Raw genomic sequence first — 20,724 nt, forward strand, 5'->3', positions numbered from 1 at the left:
TCTGGATCGCGGACATACACCTTCCCGATGTACAGGCAGAGCAGCCCAATGACGATCAGATTCAGGATCTGTCGAAATGGGCCACTACGCGATGGTGCGGATTCAGCCATGCTGAACCTCCTTCTCGATGGTGATGGTGTAGCCAGTACGACGTGTGACGTTTCCAATGGCTTCATTCAGATTGAGCCCGGCACGCAACAACTCGCCTAAGAGCCGACCGGCCTCCAGGCGTAGATCGGGCCGGATGCCAAACCTTGCGGCCAACTCGTCAAAGACGATCTTTGAGGTTGGAGTAAGGCAGTCGGCGGTAGCGTGAATACGGTTGATTGCCTGTAAGTCTGGTGCGGCCACTTGATACTGGGCTCTGAGCATTAGCGCGAGATAGCGGCCAGCGTTCATGCGCTTGGCAACTTGAGCTTTTAACGTTTCAGATTTGCCGGCACGCAAGAGCGCATCCGCATCATCCATACCAGCGCCAAGCGGAATGATGCTGGTGACGATGTTGAGGGTTTCACAGTTCTTGATGGAGAGCAGTGCTCCGTTCCAGCCAGCGTTGTCACCATCAACCATGTGGGCAACTTCGCTTATTCCACGCTGTTGAAAGTGGAGGGCTTGCGCTGTATTGATCTGCGCCCCACCCACAGCGCAGCCCCAAATATCCGAAAGTTGTAAGGCCCAAGCGTCCATTGTGCCTTCGACACAAACCAGCACGCCTTGCTTGCGCTGGTTGTACAGGTAGGGGATATCCTTTTTAAGCTTCGCCGCGAATTTATACTTCTTAACCTTTCGATCACCCGCACCGACGGGGATACGACCCCAGAGTCGGTCATCACCGTCAGGGTGGGGCCAATATCCGATTACCCTGCCGGCTAATCCAGGGATAACAGTTCCGTTATCGTCCAGTTCGACATAACCGCGTTCCGCAGCATCATTGAGCGTGTAGCCATAGGGCTTCAAGCGTGCGATCAAATCTTCCGGCGTTGTGTAGTAACCAAGGCGCATCGCCGCCATTTGCTCGTTCGTGTAACCACGATCAGCTTGGAATTGCTTGAGAGCCGACGGGTTCTCGGATGCGAGCTTCTGGGTGATTAGCCAAACCGCTTTACCTATCCGAACATCATTGTTCGATGCTGCGGCAGGGGTATTCGGCTGATTCCTTTTGGGAGGTTCCACGTTTGCCGCTTCACAGAGGATCGAAAAAATTTCGGACTGGGTATATCCGCACGCAAGCATGGCATCCCACACGCTAGTGGTCTTGCCGCACTCATTCTTCCGGGGGCAATTGATAAACGCGCTGGTGGGGTAATAGAACCCTTCTTTGGCCTTGCAAGCAGGACAGGTCAGCGGGTAGGAGCCGCTGTTTGTCTTCGGCTTGGGATCGAGGCCATTGAGCAAATTGGCCTCCACAGCATCCAGTCGTGGGTACACCTCTTTACGCAGGAATTCTGATGGGGAGAAATCTGACATTTACGCCTCAAGCTGCCGAATCGTCGCGATGTGCTTGCTTGCCCAAAAGGGCAGTGAGTTCAGCTGCCGACCACCCAAGCTCATTCAGCACAGCCTTCATCTTTTTCTGGATGCTCTGGCGATACCGGGTAATCAGCTTGGGAGTCGTGCCGATCTCCAGCGCCACCATCGAACGATCTTGGTAATTCAGTAGGAGGTTCCGAAGCACATCAACCTCACGGCTGGTTAGGTGGTGACGGAACATTTCGATCATGCGGTGTATAAGCTGAACCTGTTCCTCGGGAACGAACTGAGACTCCGAAAGGAACTGTGGTTGGTAATTCGGGTGGGATTCGAGGTAGGCGTTCACGTCGGCCAGAAACGGGTGCATCAACGAGTGCGACACCAGCATGTGAGAGTCGTCCACCTCTTCGATATTGCGATCAACGTAATCGATGTAGAGAAGGTCAGTCGGGGCGATACTTCCAAAAACCTGATCAGCCAGTCGGCAGCGGATCAAGCGGCGCAGGCTGCCATAGATGAAACGATCCCGATTTTCAGGCGCTGTTGCAGCGACGCAGTTGTCAAGAATTCCGGGCAGCGCGTCGTGCAGCATGGGGTACACCTCATGCAGCAACTCTTCGTTGTCCATCTTGGCTAGGCCAAAATTCCTGTACGCACGGAGTGCGTCCCTGGCTGCCATTATCAGAAATCCACGGGCTGACTCAGCAGTTAAAATCTGCCAAGGGTCAAGGTTTCGTAGCTCTGTATCAGTCAGCTCAGCCAACCACGTTGTACGGTATCCCACGGCGTGCCTCCTACAAGCATCCGTCGATTGGAACGACAGCAGCCGCTCCCCCCTTCTGTTCAATCTGTGTGTGGGGTCTATGCCCCGCCGACGCGAATGCGTTCAGCTCGGGATTGATTCTTGGGATTTGGGGACTTCCATGCAACTCAACTGGATGCAGTTACACGTACCCCCCCTTACAGGGAACCGTGGCCATGCTGTGAAAAATGCGGTGGAGGTGTGTAGTGAGGGGACGCAGCCGTTATAAAGATGTGACTGATGAATGAGCCCAAGGCGTTAGACATGAATACACAAACCCAACCCGTACCTGCCCTCAGCACAGCCCTGGAGGCGTTCGCTCAAAAAGTTGAAGGGCGCCTTCACGCTTACGTCAAAGAAATCCATCACGGGAGACCAGCTATCTCGTGCATTTGGAGCGAAACGCCAAAAAAGACCCTCAAGGATGTGGTGTGCATCTGTGACGAAGGCTTCGACGCTTTAGCTGTAGTGCGAGCTGGGAATAAAGGTATGAAGGCCTCGGAGCAGGTGGTGAAGATGCTCATAGAGTTGTACGAGAGCCAGAACGGCAAAGCAGCGGGTGAAGGGATTGAGTTCTGAGCCCAGACAGTGACAAAAGAGCCGGCCATGTGCCGGTTTTTTTGTGCTTAAAGAAATGCGATTCGAGGTAGTTCGTGGAGCGAATGCAAAGAGAAAAGAAGGTGCGATTTCAATAATTACATTAGACGGCTATTTAGCTCAGAAATCTGGTCATAAATTGCGGTCTCCGAGCGCCAGTCAGGTTATACATTAATTCTTTGCCTATATTCTTATCGGTAGGGTTTAGATCGCTTATTTGGTCTCCAAGCGCCAGCCAAAAAGAAAGGCACACGGCAGCGAAATGAAACACCTTAGCCAATTATTAATCTGGTGTGATTTATCTCGAATATCTGGTCATTTTTTGCCGAGCACTGTGAATTGCAGTCTCAGACCGGCTAGGCCAGGGTGCGCATGAGGTGGTGAATTGCTCGGCAATGGGGGGAATCTCCGCTTGTCGTCCAAGGGGAGTTTGCCCAGGTCAGTAGCAGCAGAAGCGGCGCTGACTGGATGGCATTTTTTCAACTCGGAAATCGTGTCCTCGACTTGAGAAATCCTTTGCGGCTGGCAAGCGATCTGAGGCTCACTGGTGCGCAACTGGTGGCAAGCGCTTAGAGACAGCAAGAAAGGGATTCCCAATGAAAGCCACAGCGTGCCTAGGAATCCCGAGGATTGAAGGGCGCCTGCTGTAGACGCGCAAACGTCCACTCTGTGTTTGGTAACTCCCCGCTAACGCAATCCGTATGCATCCTGAGTCCAGGTGCGGTCGCTCACTGGTGGGATGTGGAATCCTATGAGTTTCCGCAAGAGTTATGTCGGTGGCATGGGGTTTTGCCGGAGTCGCCTCGGCGGCGGTGCGTGGCGGCCCAAGTATGTGGCGAAGTGTTTCTATGGAATCTCTAGGAGCCGTACATGCGTAGGGTTGTTCGGATGAAGGTTTGCGAAAGGTGCTTAAGGGAATGGCAGTGCTATGCCGACGCAAATCTTCACTATTCGTCGGTGCGCCACAGAATCGGCCAAGAAAAGCCAAAAAAGAGACATATTGGTGCTGTCTGCACATCCTATGAGGCTTTGAGTAAAAGCATCAAGTTGGGATGAATCGAGAACTGGTTCCCGCGACAATCTGGTATGTCGATCAGGAACGTGTACCGCCAATGAGCCCCAAGCCTGTGCCGCCCGCATACGAGAAGGGCGTATATGTCGCTCAGCTTGAAGCTGCGCGAGGCCGAATCAAAACCACCAAAACTCAGCTGCTGGACTGGCTGCAAAAGCTGGATGAGCACGCTGCATCGGTGCTCGTCCACTTGGAGCCGATGATGCGTGGGTTCCCTACTCTGAAAGAAGATGTGAAATACCGTCTGGTTTACGACATTCATTCAGGGGAAAAGCGATACGGTTGCTTAGGTATCGCTCTGCGGTGTGACGCCATGCGAACTGATCTTTGCAAGCTCAATCAGCAAGACCTCATGAAGTTGCTACAGCCATTCTTCGGTAGCGTTGATGCCAAGCAGCACGCCGTGGCATTCCAAAAATTGAACAGGCTCAACGATAGAATCGCCGGCCTAAAATTTCTGGGAGCTGAGTTCCCTCAGTCTCTTGGTAGAGGGGCAGTGTTGCCGCGTTGGTTTGAGGGGTTGAGCACCTATGGATTACGCTGCTTACCTCTCATAGAGGATGCTTTTGCAGAATTCGAAATGCTATCCGACGCCCTTGATGAGGCGATGTTTGAGTTCAATTCAACGATGGGAGCGGTGAGGTACAGGTCGATCCGTTGCACCTACACACTCGATGATTACGATTTGCTCGGGCCTTCAAATCCTGCGTTAAAGGTTGTCACCAGTATCAACCGTGCGACGAAACATCGACGCTACAACGTAATGACTGACTTCAAAAAATCACTGAAACGAAAGCGTATCGCCCAGGAACTCAAACGCCAGCTTGGCCGTGATCCTGAACCATCGGACGTATCCAATGCATTGAACGCGCTCCGTCCTCGTAAAGAGTCGGAGTGGATCACCAAAGAGGTGATCAAGGCCTGCTATTTCGGTAGGTCTATTAAGGAAATCTTCTCAGCTCAAGAAAATCTCGTAGCCGTTATGCAGCCCTGGAACCAAATCAGGACGCAGCTGCAAGCACTACTTCCATGAAGGGGAAACCATGACAACAGCAAACGAACAGGCACTGATCGCTCTTGATTTAGGCAACGGTACGACTTCGTACATTGCCGGTAATGGCAAGAAAGGCAGCTTTGCGTCCCTGGTCGCAAGTTACAAAGACACGAGCGGCTTGGGAATGGGAGTCGCGAAAGAGGTGTTCACCACCAAAGACGGCAGGAGTTTCCTTGTAGGTGAAAGCTGCCGGGATGCGGGTGCGCAGTCGCGTAGCACAGACTCATCATTCTATTCGTCCGACATGATCCGAGTCCTGCTACTCAAGGCGCTCAAAGAATGCGACATAAAGACACCAATAATCGTAACTGGACTGCCAACAGAATTTTATGACCAGGAGGTCAAAACGTTCGAAGAAAACATCAGAAAATGGGCCAAGGGGGAGGGTTATCAGGTAAGGGCTGTGAAGGTAGTCCCTCAGTGGGCAGGCCCATGGTTTGATGACGAGTTGGAGAATGAGAAGGGTGAGCGCATCCCTCTCGACACGGTTATCAAGGGCAAGTGGGGCATCGTAGATATTGGCCAAGGCACAACTGACATTGGCCAATTCAACAATGGCCGAGTCTCTGACCAACGCCATGGCGAATCCAAGGGCGTGTCCGATATCCATAGGGCAATCTTCACCACATTGAAGGCAAAGCCGGAAGGGACGAAAACCGGGGTGATACCGAAAGAATTCACCTTGGACAAGCAGACCACCGAACACACCGTAGACCAGTGGATTCGCGATGGCTATATCCCTTGGCGGGGACAAAAGCTCGACATGAAAGCCATCAGCTTGCCGGCCAGGAACGAGTTCGCGAAGGATGTTCTTCCTCGTTGCATTGAGAAGGTGTGGGGCTCGACTGATTTTCTGACCGGCATAATCCTCGCTGGGGGCGGAGCCACTGTGCTCGGCATTGAAGTTTTCAAGCAGTACATTAACTGCCCGCTTTACAAAGCTTCCACGCCAGAGCTGAGCATTGTCCGAGGCTTTTTCCGATTCGCGAAAACCCAAATCCTGCCGAAGATTGACCAATGAAAGATTCAGTCCAAATCAAGGCAGAGTTATTTGAGGGTCGCCACGATGCGTTGCTAGGCTTTTACGAGCGGTACAGCAGGCTATTTGTGAACAAATTGCTGCTCAAACTCTGCGAAGGCATCATGCCGAGTTACAAGCCAAGCCTTGCTCTGTTCGATCAGCAGCCTGACGGTGGCAATGCGAAGGGCCGGAAGGTGTCCATCTTGATCGATAAGGAGTCATCGCCATTGATGTTCGCCTTTTATTGCGGCTTACCTTATGGGTCGCGGACGATGGTCATCGTGAATCTCATGAACAGCTACGTTCAGGTCGCCGAGGCTGATCCGAAACTGATGGAGCGTTTGTACTGGGACTCTTTCGTACCGGCTCCGCGTGTTGTCGATACCGAAACGGCCCCAGCCTTCCCATCAGCATCTGAACCGCACGATCCTGAGACACCGGCTTTACCGCGATCAGGGTCAGGGGAGGCAGTAGGTGGGCAGCCAATGAGCCCTGTAGGGGCGAAGGCCCATGAGAATAAGGATCAAGATACTCCAGTACCGCAATCTGATCCTTTAAGTGAATTAGATACCGGCCTTTGATCCTCTTTGAGCGCCCCTGCAAGGGGCGCTTTACCCTACAGTTCGCGCTCGTTTTCGACCCAAAAATGTAGACCGTCATCCGCTAGCACGATGCCCAGTCGAATAGGTTGGCCCCATTGATGGTAGGTGTGAATGAGACGGCCAAGTTCTGTTGCTGAACCGTGTCCGGTCATCAGTGGAACATCACCAACATCGCATTGCAAAATTGCAGTCATTGCGCTGGGACAGAGTAGGTAACAGGTTCTGCGACCGGGCATAGCTGAGGCTACTCTGTTCAGTTCGATGGCGAGAGAATACGCGTCCTGAGTTTTGATCATGGCCGATGAATCCAGTAATTGCCGTCGGCAGCGCAAGAGACTTCGAAACTGCTGCTCTGCTTCGCCATCCAAGCGAAAGCCATCGGCAACGAGCCAATGTTATCGGCCCGTAATGGGGGAAGGGCTGCTGAGACCTTGCCTATCATGGTTAACGAAAGCGTGCTTGCATCACGCGTCATTGGTACGACCAAAAAGCGATAGACTGAGTGTTGATCCTGCTCCAGCAGTGTTCCAACAATCTGTAGGAAATCCCCAATGGCAAGGTTGTGCAGGCCTTTGTCAGCTGTATTCATCAACGCCATGCGCCGCACGAATAGATTTGCCGGCAATGGCCATTCATCAATCATGTGATCAGATTCGAAACCCAATTTGTCATGACCATCCCAGTACCGATCCTCCGGCTGATAGAACAAGTCGTTTTCGTGGTCAGTGTGATCCAGACTCATCGCACTTGCGCCTTGCGGTAGATTTTGGTGTGAGAAATCCATCCCTGGCGAACGATTGCTGAGGGCACAGATTTCACCTTGCCCTCGTACATTTCTGGGACAAAGCGCTTGAGAAGTGGAATTTGTTGAATTCCAACCTCTGCGAGCGCGGCTTCAATTTCACCGCGCCCCTTGGCATCAGCTGGGAGGTCGTCATACAGAGCAATCAAATCCATCACATCCTGCTCAGGTGCTTCTCCTGTGGCGGGTGGTACGAATAAGAAAGGAGATTCAGGCAGTTTTCGCGTCTCGTGTACCGCTGCTGCGACAGTCCCGATCACCTGTGGGTAGGGTACAAATCGAATTTCATTCACAGCGTCAGCGACAGATTTTGTCCAAGGCAAAGGATACTCAAGATCGGCAGCAGTCGTTATCAGTTCGACCCCTCCTGGGATCAATGCTTTGGCGTGTTCGCCGATGCTGATCCTTACGAGGTTGCCCTCAGCGTCGAGACAATAGCTGAAATTAATCACTGCTTTGCTCCTACGCCCAGCGTGTCGCGTGCGTTCTTGTCTAGCAAATCCCAATAGGGTGGCGTGTAGAAGGACTCATACTTCGCTGTGACGATCTTGGGTATTTCAAGGCTGTCAGCGTCAAGCTTCAAATGATGGATCAACGAATTGATCGGCTTGTCTGCACCCTGGATGTAGTAGCTGCCTAGGTTTGAAAAGTAGGCGTCCACAACCTTGCCATCCGGGCTAACGATGAACCAGTGGCGAGCCCAGCTATCCCAATATTTACCATCGGGATCATCGAATCCTTGAGCGCGTTGGAAGTCGTTGCTGGCCATGTAATCGCCCCCGGCCTTTTTTGCGAAAGGCAAGTAGGGCTTGAGCCAAGCGTCGTAGCGCAAGGATTTGGAGCCATTACCGTGGCGAGTTGCCGGCGAGTAAATGTACAGGTCAACCTGTGGGCCGTGTGGTTTCAGGAAAAGCGGTATGAAGTTATCAGGGACTTTATCGAGGTCTTCAACAAAGGCGGCGCTCGGGTTGGGATCATACTGGAGCCAAGCTACCCGCACTTGGTCGTGTAGGTGGTTGGAGTAAATGAACTGCTTCACACGCTCGATGGCGACAGCATCAGTGGCAAGCCGATCTACGATAGGTTTCCCTCCCTTTGTCCAGCCGGGTGCGGCCATGTACACCATCCATGTGTTGGGCTGTCTGTATGGCTGCGGGTGCTCTTTCTCCTTGAACGTCCCAAACGATTTGAAGACCGTGCTCTCACGACCTGGAAATGTCATGGGGAGAACGTTGACGTTCGATGGCTTGTAGGTAGCCTCGCTGAGACCCGCAGCGTTCTTTGACGGTTCCTCGCGACAGCCGGTGGCTAATGCGCAAGCGATGAGTACAGCAGTGATAGCAGTGATTTTCATGGTTTCCTCCAATGCGTTCTTTATAACGGCTTCCCTGCTCGAATCAATAAAAAAGGCCCGGAATCCGGGCCTTGTCGTTGATTTATGTTGTGGGTTGAGTTGGCGGGGGGTTTAAGGACTTGCTTCCACCTACCGGGCCACCACCTGATCCAGGATTGCCACCGTTGCCACCGTTGCCACCACCGTTACCGCCACCACCGCCACCACCGCCACCACCGCCGCCACCTCCTGTACCTCTCGGGGGCGTGGACTGGTTCTGCGATCGATTTCCACCATTGGCAATTTGAGTGACCTGCCGGCTGATGCTGGAGATTGCATTGCTCATGCCTTTAGCTGCTTTCGCGCCCTCTGCGGCTTTGGCCATCTTAGCCCCGCGACCGAAAATTCCAGTCGCAAGTGAGATTGCTGAGCCGATCATGCTTGCACCTCGACCCGCTGCTGAATGGCCGGCAGATGCAGGGTTGAAGCTGGTGACTGCACGAACATCATCCCAAAGGATGAACTTTGCGATTGCAATCTCACATACGCAAATAGATGCGTAAATGATGGTTTCTGCGCTCATCGCACTCATTGATGAGGAAAGGTCAACACCCCCTGGGTTCATAGTTTCAGTTATGACCGTGTAGGCCTTATTGAAAGAAATAAGGTTTGCGCTCACGGCGAGAAGTAAGTTGTTGATAAAAACAACAAGGAACGGGAATGCCATAAGTTTGGAATACGAGACCAGAACCTTTGGCCCGAACATTACTGAAACCAGAGCGAAAACAGGGAAAGTGATGAGCAGGATAGCTACAATCATCGCCATCGTTGATATGGTAATGGGTATGCCATACTCCAGCATCCATTTGTCGAATACGTTACTCACCTTTGTTGATGCATCGTAAATTGAATCGCCTAGTGACTCCATCAAAGACGCGTCAACTGTTTTGTCGATACCCATATCCTTTAGTTCTTCCGTGATCTCATCATTGATGCCACGACGAACCTTGTTAGAGGTCGAAAGGGAAGTAAAAGCACCGGTCAGATCCAGATTTTCATACCCTGGAACGCCTCTTGAGCCCTCTCGCAAACTGCTCATGGTTTCGGAAGCGACCTTATAGAGGTCATAACAGTTCTTTGGATAAAAAACATAATCCTCTTCTGCGCCAGCTGTTGTAGATGCGGCTCCAGGAGCTGTCATTTCCTTATACGGTCCACTTGATGACGAAAGCTTTTTGAAGCTATCACTGTTCGAAGTCGATGCGCTGCCGGTATCCGAAAGAGAGGCTTTCATGTATGCCGTGGTAGGGATGCGATACCCCTTTTTGCCATCGATGGTGCTGTTCGATGGTGGCAAGTCTTTTAGGAATTGCTCGCCCTCAGTCCGCTGCGACTCTACTTGTTTTGCTTCTATTACTGAGGCTTCGTATAGCGCCATGCCTCCATACATGTCGCTACCCATCATTACAGCTGTACCCCAATCCGTATTACGGTTTGCAGCTTTAGATGTGTATTGGCTCAAGGTGGTTGTTTCACTCGCAGCCATGCCCAGAGTATTGGCGCCTAAGCCGATGCTTTTCAGCATCGTCTTTTCTTTAGGCGTTTTAGCTTGTTTCAATGCCTCTGAGCCGCACTTTTGCAAATAGTCCTTTACTGCTTCTTTTCCCTCACTTTTTAGAAACTTCTCAGCGAACTTGGCTGCTTTATCGTTGAATGCCATCGCAATAGCATCTTGGGTAGGGCCTCCGCCACCGTTTGCTTCATTGATAGAAGCTTTCCAGCTGGCGTTGACCACATCCTGAAATACCTGAGTCATCGACCCAGCGAGGAAGTACGAGTAATAAGCACCGACGCTCAGTTCAGTGCCGGAAGCACTACCAAGGTTTTTCGTTTCAGTCGTGGGGCTCAGCAGGAAGCCAGCTAGAAACACCATGCCAAAAACACTAATTGCAGTAAGCAAACGGTCTACCGGCGCCTTGATCATGCAGAAGGCTGCCCAGGCCAAACCGAGCGAATACAGCACGCCAACCCCGGCCTGCCTCAGCCAGGGGGCGAGGTAGGCCATGGTGCCGAAATAGTATTGAATAAGCCCCTCAAAGTTACCAACGATGGACTTGAGGTACATCCACTCAACAAAACTCGAATCCATATCCGTCTACTCAGGTGGTTTTGAGGATTTCGTTTCGCTTCAAGTCCATGTTTACCTCTTCCGTCAGGGTCGAAAGTTCGGCCTTTAGAGATTCGATGGCGTGGACATACTGTTGCTTACGAAGCTCGGGCAGTACCTGATCATCTGATTGGTTCTGGATGCCGGTGAGAACTGCCACTTCAAGGTTGCTGACGATGAAGTTCAGGTCTTTGAGCGCGATGAGCTGTGCAAGGCTGCGGATCATCGACAGTCCCTGAGCAGGGTTGGTCTTCATCAGCAGGTTCATCTTGCGGTGCTGGGCGACCGAAATCGCAATACTCGTGCGGTTGTAGATTGCTTTGAAACCGTCGGTTTTCACAAAGTCGGCTTCGTCTGCGCCAGCCACTTCATTGATCCAACCTTCGTGGCTAACAACCAAGTCGGAAGCCAGCTTGCGGAGCGTCAGAGTCCGAGGAATGACGCCACTCTGGCCTTCGTCGCTGATTTGGTAGTCAGGCAGCAACTCTGCATAGTTCTCGATTACCTCGCATGGAGTACCACTGGATGCAAGGATCATCGTTCGCAACCCTTTGCCTTTTACGTTGTTGCACGCTTTGGTGCGCACGCCGTTGTTTGCAGCGCCGGCCCCGCTACCAGTAGAACCTGTAGAACCGGAACCAGATCCGCTGCCCACTCCAGTAAACGAGACAAGCCCACCCGTCGCGCTGCTTACCTTGCCAAGGTACTGATCCGCCCGTTGAGACACTGTGTTTTTAGTGTCCTTCATCACTTTCGTTACGCTGCTCAAGAGACCATCGTCGGACATACACTCGGGATCTTTAAACCCAGCGTCGGCGGTGCAGCGTGCCTCAGCCATTGCCTGTGCTTTTTCCTCCGCCGCTTTATCAGCAATTGCTCGTACACCCGAGCAACTAAGGTTGGTGAGGTCAAGGCCGAATTGGCTGACGCCATTTAGTTCGTCGATCACAGCTTTGACAGTTGGCTGTGAGTACGCGAGGAACATGATGGCCAGCGCAGGTGCTTGTTGAATGAATTGCTCGACCATCTGGGCGTATTGTGCCAACTGGCCGTCGATGACCCCGCCAAGGTTGATGCCGTCACAACCGACGCTTACCTTGCCGGAGCTGTACCCGCTGAGTGCGGTCGTTTTATCAGGAAAATAAGGGGTGTAACTGTCCAGCTTCGCGCCGTCAGTGAGAGTTGACGCGCCGCGAACGACCCGACCACCGAAGGTTTGGACATTCTCCATGCTCATTGTCCAGGGCGAATTCGCCTGGTTATCAGCGTAAGGATCGCTGACATTGGCATTGGTGGCGGCAGAGCTTTGTGCAGAACCAACAACGCAAGTCAGTGCCAAAGACAATGACAGAACTATTTGCTTGAGTTTCATTAATGCCGTCTCACTTCTTAGCGCTGATGACGTGGGTGATGCCTTGCAGGCTTTCTTCAATTTGTGTGATGGTTCGAACACCCAACAGCTTCTGGCGCTGTTTCATGGGTACGTTGTCGATCCATACAGATGGCCACTTTTCTACCCCAGACTTGAGCGCGTTGCTTGCCTCAAGGGGGTTGAGCATCCGTCCAGTCAGGCCACGGTCGGTAACTTTGGCTTTGAAGCCTTCCGCGTTTTCATCCACTTGAAAAATTGTGATCTTGAGGTCTGGATAACGCTCTTTGAGCTTTTGCATTGTCCCGAGTTGTACATCGCACGCGCCGCACATGCTTTGAACGAACACAGAGATTGCAATGGCCTTGGTGTTAACAGCCTTTGGGCTGTCGAAGATTTGTTTCGCTTTGTCCAGGCCAATCAAATTTTTCAGTGGCCCAGCTTCCCACAGAGCATTTTTGTAAAGACTGGCCGACTTCTTGTACTCCCCCCATGCGGAGTCTTGGAACTTGAGAGCAGCCATAGCAGCTTCTGGGGTTTGCTCAAGCTGGAGTCTGATCATTGCGGATGGAGTGCCGGGCACGAAATTGAATTCAAGCCCTGCGGCGTTGGTAACCCGTAGTGGTGCGTTTGGATGTTTCTTGGCCTGTTTGTTGATTTCCGTGCAGTTCTTCATCCACTGCATGTTCTGGCAGTCCATGATGTTCGGCAGCTTTGCAAGCTCTGCATCTTCCTTTTGCTGCTGATAGTCAGCGGCCTGCTGCATCGCGCCGGCAATAGCACGCGACAACACGTCCTCGGTGGCGGGGTTGTTAGAAAGTGCCCATGGCGTGTTGAACAGCACGCCCCCGGCGACAAAGGCCAAGCAGAGTTTGATTTTTGAGTTCACGGATGCCTCGCTCATAACAGAGTGGAGATAAGGGAAGAAAGGGAAGAGAGGTCGTTTACTACCTTCGCTTGCCCGCTAGGGGGCAGCACTACAACGGAGGGCAGTTTTTTCACCCCATGTTGGGCAGCGAGTTGACCCTTGAAGTCTGGGGTGAAGCCTTTGGGTGGTAGATTCGTGCCGCCAATTGGTGGGCCGTCAGGCTTCCAATCCGCAGGATTAATGACGACAAAAAACTGAGTTTTAATCTTGGCGCCGAATTGGTCTTCTAGTCCCTGAGTCATGCGATACAAGCTTTCTGCTGTAGCGTCAGGCTTAGCTATAAAAACCATGACCTCGATCCTCGGTATCTGTGGCAAATCAACCATGTTGTCCGTATAGCGAAGTACCTCGGCTTTGTACTGGGCCAATTGGGCATTCGCCTTAGCTATGTCTGCCTGCGTTGGAAGACCGCTAGTGCCAGCGATAGTTGGCACGCCATTGTTCGCTTGCTGGTCTATCAGTTTCTTCACGCGTTCGAGTTGCTGCTTAGCGCCGGCATGCCCCTTCGCTGCTGCCACCGAGAAGAACTTGACTGCCCGCTCCAGGTTGTCTCCATACTCAGGTGAGCGGAGCATCATTTCGCCGAGGTAGAACATCGACTGAACGTCACCACCTTGAGCGAGCGGGAACATCAACTCCCACGCCTTAGATTTGTCGCCACTGCGCAGCGCTACCAGACCCTGTTTCAGTTGATCCGATTGGGTGAGTAGTGGCTTGTCAGATGCATAGGCAGAGCTGGTCAATAGCACTGCGCTAATTAGAAGCAAATGCAGAAAACGCACGGGCTCTCTCTCTCTCATAAATAGGGAGTAACTTCTTCATGTACGCAGCACGGGCTTTGGGGGTCTTTGAGTGATAATCCCCTGCTGCCTCTATGTCTGAGCGGCCCGCTCGTTTGTGGGATGCAATCAAGGAGGCTGCATAGTCGAGGTTGTAAGCAGGATCGAACCACTGCTGAACTCGGGCGCGGCTCACTCCATGGAACCGATAGTTGACTTGTGCGATGCCTATGTCGGTATTAACGACCCATAGTTGTCGAACACGGGCTTCGCCTACAGCGACTGATCTTCCATCATCGGTTCTGAGAACCACGCTACTGGCACCAGCACGTTGTTGTGCTGCTCTGTAGGCCTTGAGAAATGCCCAGGCGTGAGCTTCGGAAGGGAAAAACTGCCGCAGTGTTTCATCCTTGGAAACTCCGATTTTGACCAACCATGCATTGCGGCTGATTTGCCATAACGCCAAAATCGCGCGTTCCTTGCTTTCGAAGTAGAACCCCTCGCCATCGCAATTAAACGCCCATGGTTGCCTTTGGGTTTCTTTCTGAACAACAGACCGCATAACGATTGGATCAACGCCATGCCTGCGTGCTGCTGCGTCTATCATCGCGTCATATGGTTGAGCGAACGCAGGTGCGGCGACGAGTGCGAGCCCGGCGATCAAAACCCTGATCACACCAAATCCTCAATTGTCGAGAAGCGGTGTTTCCTGAGCCACGCCACTGCGCAATCACGCCGAGGTGCGCAAGCTTCCATCCTCCTGAAAAGGGGGGGATGGGGATTGTAGTGTTTCGTTCCTAAAATCTTGTGGAGGCCTTCGTGATAAATCACATAGGCCAATACATAGCGGGGGGCTTTATACCCGATGCTCGACAGGGCGGGATGTACAAGAATTTCTTCAACATCGTTCTTGATTTCGATGCTGGCAACAGCTGGAGCAACAGCCTCGGGATCTGCCTTCCAGATAGTTTGGGATGTATTGAACCAGATTGGTTCTTTGAGGTGCCGGATTGCACTGGTGTAGAGACCGTTGATGTGCCTCAGTTCATAGTGACAAAAGGGCTGTAGCAATTCCTTAGCTGATTGGAAGTCCTTTTCTGCGTAGGCCTGAATCGCTTTGGCCACCTGAGACTGCTCTTCAGGTGGTAAAAGCTTGAGTTCTTCGGAGGGGTCGCGTGGCTCAACAGCGCTGGGATAGTCCCAGCGCGCTTTGACCGTGAGCCGGTTGTTAAACCGTTCCTTGTTGATGGCTGCGAAGCAATTCTCAAGCAGGAGAAGATCCTTCTGCGTGGGAGAGATTGTCAGTGTGCGTTTAGCCTGCTGAACAGCCATTTGGAGAACTCCAGAACTTGTGAACTACGACGCCTTCGGCGTTCTGTAGATCAAGCCTGTCCCCAACGATATTCACGCGCAGCCCCTCGATGAAGTCACCTTGGCCAACCATAGTTTCACTTCCCCGGTGGGTGATGAAAGCATGCGGTACACAGGTGGTGCAGTTTCGAGCCGCCTGGGCTACGGCAGTCACGCATACTTGCGGACGGGCCACGACCTTTTGTGCGGTTGCTACGCGTTTCGTTGAGGGCGAACGCTGCGGGGTGTGTGCCGGTTGAGCAGCTTTCTTCGGAGGCGATTTGCTAGCCGCGGCTTTCGACTGACCTTGGTGGTCTTTCGAAGCTTTAGCTGCGGCAAGGTCATTGTTGAGCTTGCTCACCTGTGATTCCAGCGTTCCAATCCGGCCATCCTTCTCGGCGATCTTCGCTTTGAGGTTGGCCACTTCAGCTTTCGCGCCCTGATCTTGCAGTACGCCAGCTTTACTATCCGGGTTTTGAGTTTTCGTTCCACTCAACTCGGTGGAGTTACTATCACCCCCAGAAAATGGGCTCGTCGCATCGGCCCCGATGAGTGCAAGCTCAGCAGACGCATCGGTGGAGTGCTGCGGTTTTGCCAGATTAGGCGTAGTTGGTGCTGGTACGTTTGTTGACTGCTTTGCAGGTAAGTCAGGAGGGGATGCAGGTGTGGTCTTCACCTCTCCGCTGAATGGATCGAGGGTTTGAGTCGTTTCCACTGGAGCACTCGCAAACTGCTCATTGAGGTCAGCAGTCACCGCTTCTGAGCCCAATGGGGAGTTCGCAGGATCGCGAGTTGGCGCTTCATCAGTTCCGAAACCCAGCGTTTTAGCTGCCCCGGACGCAGCAACTTCTATCGGTGCATCTGGCTCTGGCTCTTTGCCAAAATCAAATGCGGGGCTGTCTACCGTACTCTCGCCAGCAGAAGTCGAACCTTGGGTAACCTCGGTTTGTGCGGTTGGAGGGGAGAGTGGCATCGAGTCCTTATTCTTCATGACCCATACAGCCGCGATGGCCATGGCTCCGAGAACTAGCAACTTCTGCTTTGTGTTCAGTCCTTTGCGTTTTGGTTTCGCTGGCTGAGCCTCGCCTTCGATGATAATGCCGTCTTCCAAATCCTGATCGTCAACTGCGGAAAGGCGCTCATCATTCTTTGGCGCGTTCGTGCCACCGTTGTCTGCCAGATCATCTACAGCGGCATTCTCGTCGCCCTGCAAAGGACGCCCTTCTGCCCGCGCCTTCGCCTGCTCATTGGCGTTCTGGACGGTTTTCAGGCCCGCTTTGAGTTTCGCGCCGAGGGCTTTCAAAGGTGAGGATGTATCAGTCATTGCTTGCTCCTAAAGCCGGCAGATAGGTCGGCGCTTCTTCGATAAAACGTCCAGGGGCAATCTGTACGCATTCTTCATGGCTAGGTACGAGCATGCCGTTGACGACACGCCCAGGGATTTGAACTCCGCACTGAATGATTGGAGCTTCCCAAGTAAAACGATCCCGCGCCCGCATCTTTCCTTTCATATCAACAAGTACGTCTTGCACGCCTTTTTCGTAGGCGCGCCGTTCTTGTACTGTTTGAGGGGCGGAGATTTTTACCTGCTGTTTAGCTTTCTGCTCATCGACAATGCTTTCGCGAGGTTCATAGTTCGAAGAACAGCCGGAAGCCAGCAATACAGGTAAAACAAATGCAATGTTAAGCAGCTTCTTGAACATGGAACCTGGCTCCGTATGGGTATTCTTTAGCGAGTTGAACAATGGCTCGCTGGCGTGCCAATTTTTCGTCAACGTCTTGAGACTGCATAATCTCTTGAGTTTTGGTTTCGCGAAGCGCGTAGTCATCAGGGCTGGAAGATGCAATCCACAGCGAAACTGAACTAGCAAAGAGTCGGAACACACCGGAGTAGTACAGACCCTGCGTAGTACGCATGCGGTAGAAGACCTCCGAATAAAGCGGAGGCAAGGAGGCTAGTGAGCGCCAGAGAAGCACTTCCTCGTCGCTGAAACTCAAATGCTCCTGTGCAATTTTGTAGTCTGACTCGGAACACGCCAAGAAGAAGTAGTGACTAGTGTTCTCCAGAATCCCTTCCTGGTTATCACCAGACCCCTTTGCCTCGGCTTTCAGAATCCGAACAAAGTCGTTTACGGTCTGACTAATGAGCAGGCAGCCGGCGTTGTATTTACGCATTTCACGGTAGAAGCCCGCCAGAGCAGCGGCTGCTGTTGGCGAGGAAAGCGTTGCCCATGCTTCATCGACCGCAATCAGTTTCTTCCTTGGTTTAGGAAGAACATATTTACAGTACATGTCGATTTGACGGAACAAGGCCAACGTTACGATGCCGAGAGCGTCAGATTTAGCCATGCGCTGGGTTTCAAGAACGGTGAAATCATTGTCCCAGTCTACTTGTAACTTACCGTCAAAGATTGCCGCGTATGGGCCGTTGCCATAGAACAGATATAACAGTTCGGCTAGGTTCGCACCCTCAAGGTCTGTAAAGTTCGTCGCTTGTAGCTTAGGAATGAAATCACTCATGATCGGCTCATCATGAGGTTTAGTTTCAACCCACTCGCTGAAAAACTCAAAGAGTGCGTTGTACAGCAAGGGTAAGGTTTTTGCGTGTACTACTGCGTTCGAATCACCGTTCCCCGTCGTCATTGCCATCATCAAAAGGTTGGCAATGAACATCAGGTCAGCGTTGTTAGGCATCGCATTGTTACCTTCCTCGTCTTTGCTCAGCGAGAAAGGATTGATGCAAATTGGGTATATGGTTCGACCAGTTACAGGCTCAAGAAATGGCTCTGTTGCCAATCGAATATAGTTGCCGCCCAAAACAATACATAGTGATTCGTAACTGTCACCTTTATCGATAATCCAAACCTTGGGCCTGTATTTAACACGCGTACCCATGAGTATGTTGTTAAATGCGAAACTTTTTCCGCTGCCGGTAGTACCCACTATCAAAGAGTGCCCGGTGACAACTAAACTTCCAAAAAGATCCAAGTATATAGGTTGCCCAGACCTATTGTTCATTACAATGCCTGGATCAGGCACACCTTGATACTCCATGAAAATAGGGCACATGTGAGAAAGGCTTTTCGTCAGATGTGGAGTATCGCGACGGAGTAGTGAGCGGCTTTTCTCAACGTAGTTTAATGGCAAAGATGAGCGTATAACTGCATCACCGCGATCCTTTTCCGCCTTACCGATTCGCCATAGCAAAGATTCCAACTGATCACATTGGCTATCGAGCCTTTTCGCGTCGAAACCCATCAGGCAAATATGAATAGAGGTATCAAAGAATTGCTCTCTGCCCACAACGTTTTCTGCCGAGACCTTTTCATATACCGCATCTAGGTCTTCTTCTTGTTGCTGTAGAGTAAGTTTGTCGCCAATACGCATACCTTTTTTGGATGCTATTAGGCGACCGCGAGCAGCAAGTCGGGCCAAGACCTTTGCCTTGCTGGGCACATACCAATTGAGAGTGATAAGAGATTCACTCTCAATACCACGCATGGCCCTCTGAATCATGCCCGGCCCGGATTTCGGCGGTTTTCCGACGACGGAGGTTGCGCGAACGTGGTAATCATGGCCGCCGTCTTTTATCTTCCAGCCGTTCTCACTCGGAACCACTGAACTGAACATTGGTGCGGTGTTGAGTGCTTGGTGACCCGGTGTCAGTGATGGGTCTTTCAAGCACTCATAGATCGGCATATCGGGACGATATACTGGCGGCTCGATGTTGTAGTAACGCACAGGGTTCATCAATTGGTACTGCCAGTTGATGTAGCCTTGACCGTTCAGCTCCTCGGGCATGAACTCTTGCGCTGCAAGTGCCTGTGCAATGCCGTTGCACAGTAGCCCGAATTGATCAGAGTGCTTGTGATAGGCGTCGAAAGCTAATACATCAGCATCTGCCAAGCCTACCGACGCCATGACGGTCTTCCACGTCTTGTCGATAAACTTGCCAAACATGTACTGGGGTTCCCACATGAAAATCAAGTAGAACGAGGTCACATACGGGTAGCGACCTTCATTGATTTCACGGTGGATTGCAGTTGAGACGTTAGCTCGTACATCGTCGGATTCTTCATTATCCAAGTCAGCCAAGGCAGCTTCGCGCATCTTCTCAAGAGTCGCGGGAGTGAGTTTTGCGAAGAAGCCGTTCGGCGCTGTCGCAGCGCCGTATTGCCTCTCGATGATCGAATCGGCAAGTGCGTGCTCAAATTCTCCTAGGTCTTGATCCAGATTGTCAGCGTAGTGCCCCATCACTCCCCGGATGTCACGATGAGTATGACGAACGAACTGGCCGCAACTGCCATATGGGTATTTGTTGAGAGCTTCGCCGAATGCGTCGCAGACACCATGTAGCTGATCATTGTTAAGCATGGCGCCAGAAGCGCCTTGGATGCGCCAAATCTTGGCGAAGCGTCCATCTACGGTATGGAAGTAACAACCGTCCTCTTCGAATAAATACGCATCGCTGAGTAGTTCGATGGGCATGCCGCCCTGGTATCCACGACGGGCTAAGGCCTGCAAGTCGGTATCGAACATGTGCAATTCGTCGCGTTGTGTCGTCTCGCTCATTGCGCGGCTCCTTTGGGCAATGCCACCAGCGCCCGACTTTCTTGGTACACGGTGAATTGCGCATCTGTAACGCGTGTCAGGTACTCAGCGAGGTCAACCAACGAGTTGGGGCGGGAATTGATCTTCACGATTTGCTGTTGATTTACCTGTGGATCGAACACGGCGTCATAACCGCTGGCCGCAGCCGCAACCATTGCGAGTTGACCAACCGTCAGGTCGCGTACTTTGAACACCTGGGCCATCGGCACTGGGTCGAGTTCAGGGATTTTTTGGCGATCTACAAGGTTCTCGCGGCGCTCGAACAGCTTTCGGTAGAGCGCTACATCAGGTTGCAGGTGAGTAAGGTTCTGGCTACTTCCCAAAATCTGCTTGGTGTGAAATTCACGGATCGCATCCATCTGTTCCTGGGGTATACCTTGAGGAACACCGTTCAGCTCCTGGGCATTCAAGGCAGTCGCAGCTGCGCAGAAGGCTAGAGACACAATTAGTCTGCCCATTGCGCTTCCTCGATAACGATGTAGTCCCAGTTGCCGCCGTGTTTGATGCCGGTCTTTTTATCTGCATAGGGAACAACCCATACCGGCGCTACTACATCTGGCTGTCGGATTGGATAGTAGGGGTCAGAGCTTCCCAACTCTGGTCTTGCTCTCAAACCCTGACGCAGGAGGCTGACCGTCTCGCGCTGCGCGGTTTCATGAACTGTGTCGTAAATCTCATCCATGGACGCCTGATTGTGAAAGGTCGGCTCAGAAGAACAGGCCGACAGCATTGTCAGGAGGGCAATCGCGAATAGTGGCTTTTTCATT

Annotated in this window: 20 protein-coding genes; 4 read left to right on the top strand and 16 right to left on the bottom strand. The window is 52.2% G+C overall.

Annotation, left to right across the window (positions count from 1 at the left end; genetic code table 11):
• Positions 1-102 precede the first annotated feature (102 nt).
• Entirely contained in the window at positions 103-1,467 is a 1,365-nt protein-coding gene (locus tag ASC85_RS22095; protein WP_057451334.1) for a hypothetical protein, read from the bottom strand.
• A gap of 7 nt (positions 1,468-1,474) precedes the next feature.
• Positions 1,475-2,098 (bottom strand): hypothetical protein, encoded by a 624-nt coding sequence (locus tag ASC85_RS22100; protein WP_101165679.1) that lies wholly within the window; start codon positions 2,096-2,098, stop codon positions 1,475-1,477.
• Positions 2,099-2,536: 438 nt separating this feature from the next.
• On the opposite strand from ASC85_RS22100, the gene ASC85_RS22105 reads away from it, so the two are divergent.
• The 4 genes from ASC85_RS22105 to ASC85_RS22120 all read left to right on the top strand — a co-directional run bounded on the left by ASC85_RS22105 (position 2,537) and on the right by ASC85_RS22120 (position 6,597).
• Positions 2,537-2,851 (top strand): hypothetical protein, encoded by a 315-nt coding sequence (locus ASC85_RS22105; RefSeq protein ID WP_156395684.1) that lies wholly within the window; start codon positions 2,537-2,539, stop codon positions 2,849-2,851.
• Positions 2,852-3,921: 1,070 nt separating this feature from the next.
• Positions 3,922-4,974, top strand: a complete 1,053-nt coding sequence (locus ASC85_RS22110; RefSeq protein WP_156395685.1) for a hypothetical protein — start codon at positions 3,922-3,924, stop codon at positions 4,972-4,974.
• A 10-nt stretch (positions 4,975-4,984) separates the two neighbouring features.
• Entirely contained in the window at positions 4,985-6,016 is a 1,032-nt protein-coding gene (locus tag ASC85_RS22115; protein ID WP_057451338.1) for a ParM/StbA family protein, read from the top strand.
• Positions 6,013-6,597, top strand: a complete 585-nt coding sequence (locus ASC85_RS22120; RefSeq protein WP_057451339.1) for a hypothetical protein — start codon at positions 6,013-6,015, stop codon at positions 6,595-6,597. Before ASC85_RS22115 ends, ASC85_RS22120 begins: the two co-directional genes overlap by 4 nt.
• 313 nt (positions 6,598-6,910) lie before the next feature.
• Here ASC85_RS22120 and ASC85_RS22125 read toward each other — a convergent pair whose 3' ends face one another.
• The 14 genes from ASC85_RS22125 to ASC85_RS22190 all read right to left on the bottom strand — a co-directional run bounded on the left by ASC85_RS22125 (position 6,911) and on the right by ASC85_RS22190 (position 20,723).
• Complete coding sequence (locus ASC85_RS22125; RefSeq protein ID WP_057451340.1) at positions 6,911-7,360, bottom strand: hypothetical protein; 450 nt, start codon at positions 7,358-7,360, stop codon at positions 6,911-6,913.
• The gene (locus tag ASC85_RS22130; RefSeq protein ID WP_057451341.1) at positions 7,357-7,872 is read right to left on the bottom strand and encodes a hypothetical protein; all 516 of its coding nucleotides are present in this window, start codon (positions 7,870-7,872) and stop codon (positions 7,357-7,359) included. Before ASC85_RS22130 ends, ASC85_RS22125 begins: the two co-directional genes overlap by 4 nt.
• The gene (locus ASC85_RS22135; RefSeq protein WP_057451342.1) at positions 7,869-8,774 is read right to left on the bottom strand and encodes a hypothetical protein; all 906 of its coding nucleotides are present in this window, start codon (positions 8,772-8,774) and stop codon (positions 7,869-7,871) included. Before ASC85_RS22135 ends, ASC85_RS22130 begins: the two co-directional genes overlap by 4 nt.
• Before the next feature lie 82 nt (positions 8,775-8,856).
• Positions 8,857-10,902 carry a hypothetical protein gene (locus ASC85_RS32265; RefSeq protein ID WP_057451343.1) on the bottom strand — a complete coding sequence of 682 codons (2,046 nt, stop codon included), beginning with the start codon at positions 10,900-10,902 and terminating at the stop codon, positions 8,857-8,859.
• Positions 10,903-10,912: 10 nt separating this feature from the next.
• Positions 10,913-12,292 carry a hypothetical protein gene (locus tag ASC85_RS22145; RefSeq protein WP_101165694.1) on the bottom strand — a complete coding sequence of 460 codons (1,380 nt, stop codon included), beginning with the start codon at positions 12,290-12,292 and terminating at the stop codon, positions 10,913-10,915.
• Positions 12,293-12,302: 10 nt separating this feature from the next.
• Complete coding sequence (locus ASC85_RS22150; protein ID WP_057451345.1) at positions 12,303-13,178, bottom strand: TlpA family protein disulfide reductase; 876 nt, start codon at positions 13,176-13,178, stop codon at positions 12,303-12,305.
• Positions 13,179-13,189: 11 nt separating this feature from the next.
• Positions 13,190-13,999, bottom strand: coding sequence for a hypothetical protein (locus ASC85_RS22155; RefSeq protein WP_156395686.1), 810 nt, complete (start codon positions 13,997-13,999; stop codon positions 13,190-13,192).
• A complete protein-coding gene (locus tag ASC85_RS22160) occupies positions 13,971-14,672 on the bottom strand; it encodes a hypothetical protein (protein ID WP_234831345.1) in 702 nt (233 codons plus the stop codon). Before ASC85_RS22160 ends, ASC85_RS22155 begins: the two co-directional genes overlap by 29 nt.
• On the bottom strand, positions 14,669-15,328 hold the full coding sequence (locus tag ASC85_RS22165) for a hypothetical protein (RefSeq protein WP_057451347.1): 660 nt from the start codon (positions 15,326-15,328) through the stop codon (positions 14,669-14,671). The genes ASC85_RS22160 and ASC85_RS22165 overlap by 4 nt, the downstream gene beginning before the upstream one ends.
• Positions 15,309-16,670, bottom strand: coding sequence for a hypothetical protein (locus ASC85_RS22170; protein ID WP_057451348.1), 1,362 nt, complete (start codon positions 16,668-16,670; stop codon positions 15,309-15,311). Before ASC85_RS22170 ends, ASC85_RS22165 begins: the two co-directional genes overlap by 20 nt.
• A complete protein-coding gene (locus tag ASC85_RS31515) occupies positions 16,663-17,049 on the bottom strand; it encodes a hypothetical protein (protein WP_082534437.1) in 387 nt (128 codons plus the stop codon). Before ASC85_RS31515 ends, ASC85_RS22170 begins: the two co-directional genes overlap by 8 nt.
• Positions 17,030-19,918 (bottom strand): VirB4 family type IV secretion system protein, encoded by a 2,889-nt coding sequence (locus ASC85_RS22180; RefSeq protein WP_057451350.1) that lies wholly within the window; start codon positions 19,916-19,918, stop codon positions 17,030-17,032. The genes ASC85_RS31515 and ASC85_RS22180 overlap by 20 nt, the downstream gene beginning before the upstream one ends.
• Positions 19,915-20,415: a hypothetical protein gene (locus tag ASC85_RS22185; RefSeq protein WP_057451351.1), complete on the bottom strand. Its 501-nt coding sequence runs from the start codon at positions 20,413-20,415 to the stop codon at positions 19,915-19,917. Before ASC85_RS22185 ends, ASC85_RS22180 begins: the two co-directional genes overlap by 4 nt.
• Positions 20,403-20,723 carry a TraV family lipoprotein gene (locus tag ASC85_RS22190; RefSeq protein ID WP_057451352.1) on the bottom strand — a complete coding sequence of 107 codons (321 nt, stop codon included), beginning with the start codon at positions 20,721-20,723 and terminating at the stop codon, positions 20,403-20,405. Before ASC85_RS22190 ends, ASC85_RS22185 begins: the two co-directional genes overlap by 13 nt.
• Position 20,724: the final 1 nt, after the last annotated feature.

This window comes from Pseudomonas sp. Root401, from assembly GCF_001425105.1.
In the GTDB taxonomy this organism is placed as follows: Bacteria; Pseudomonadota; Gammaproteobacteria; order Pseudomonadales; family Pseudomonadaceae; genus Aquipseudomonas; species Aquipseudomonas brassicacearum.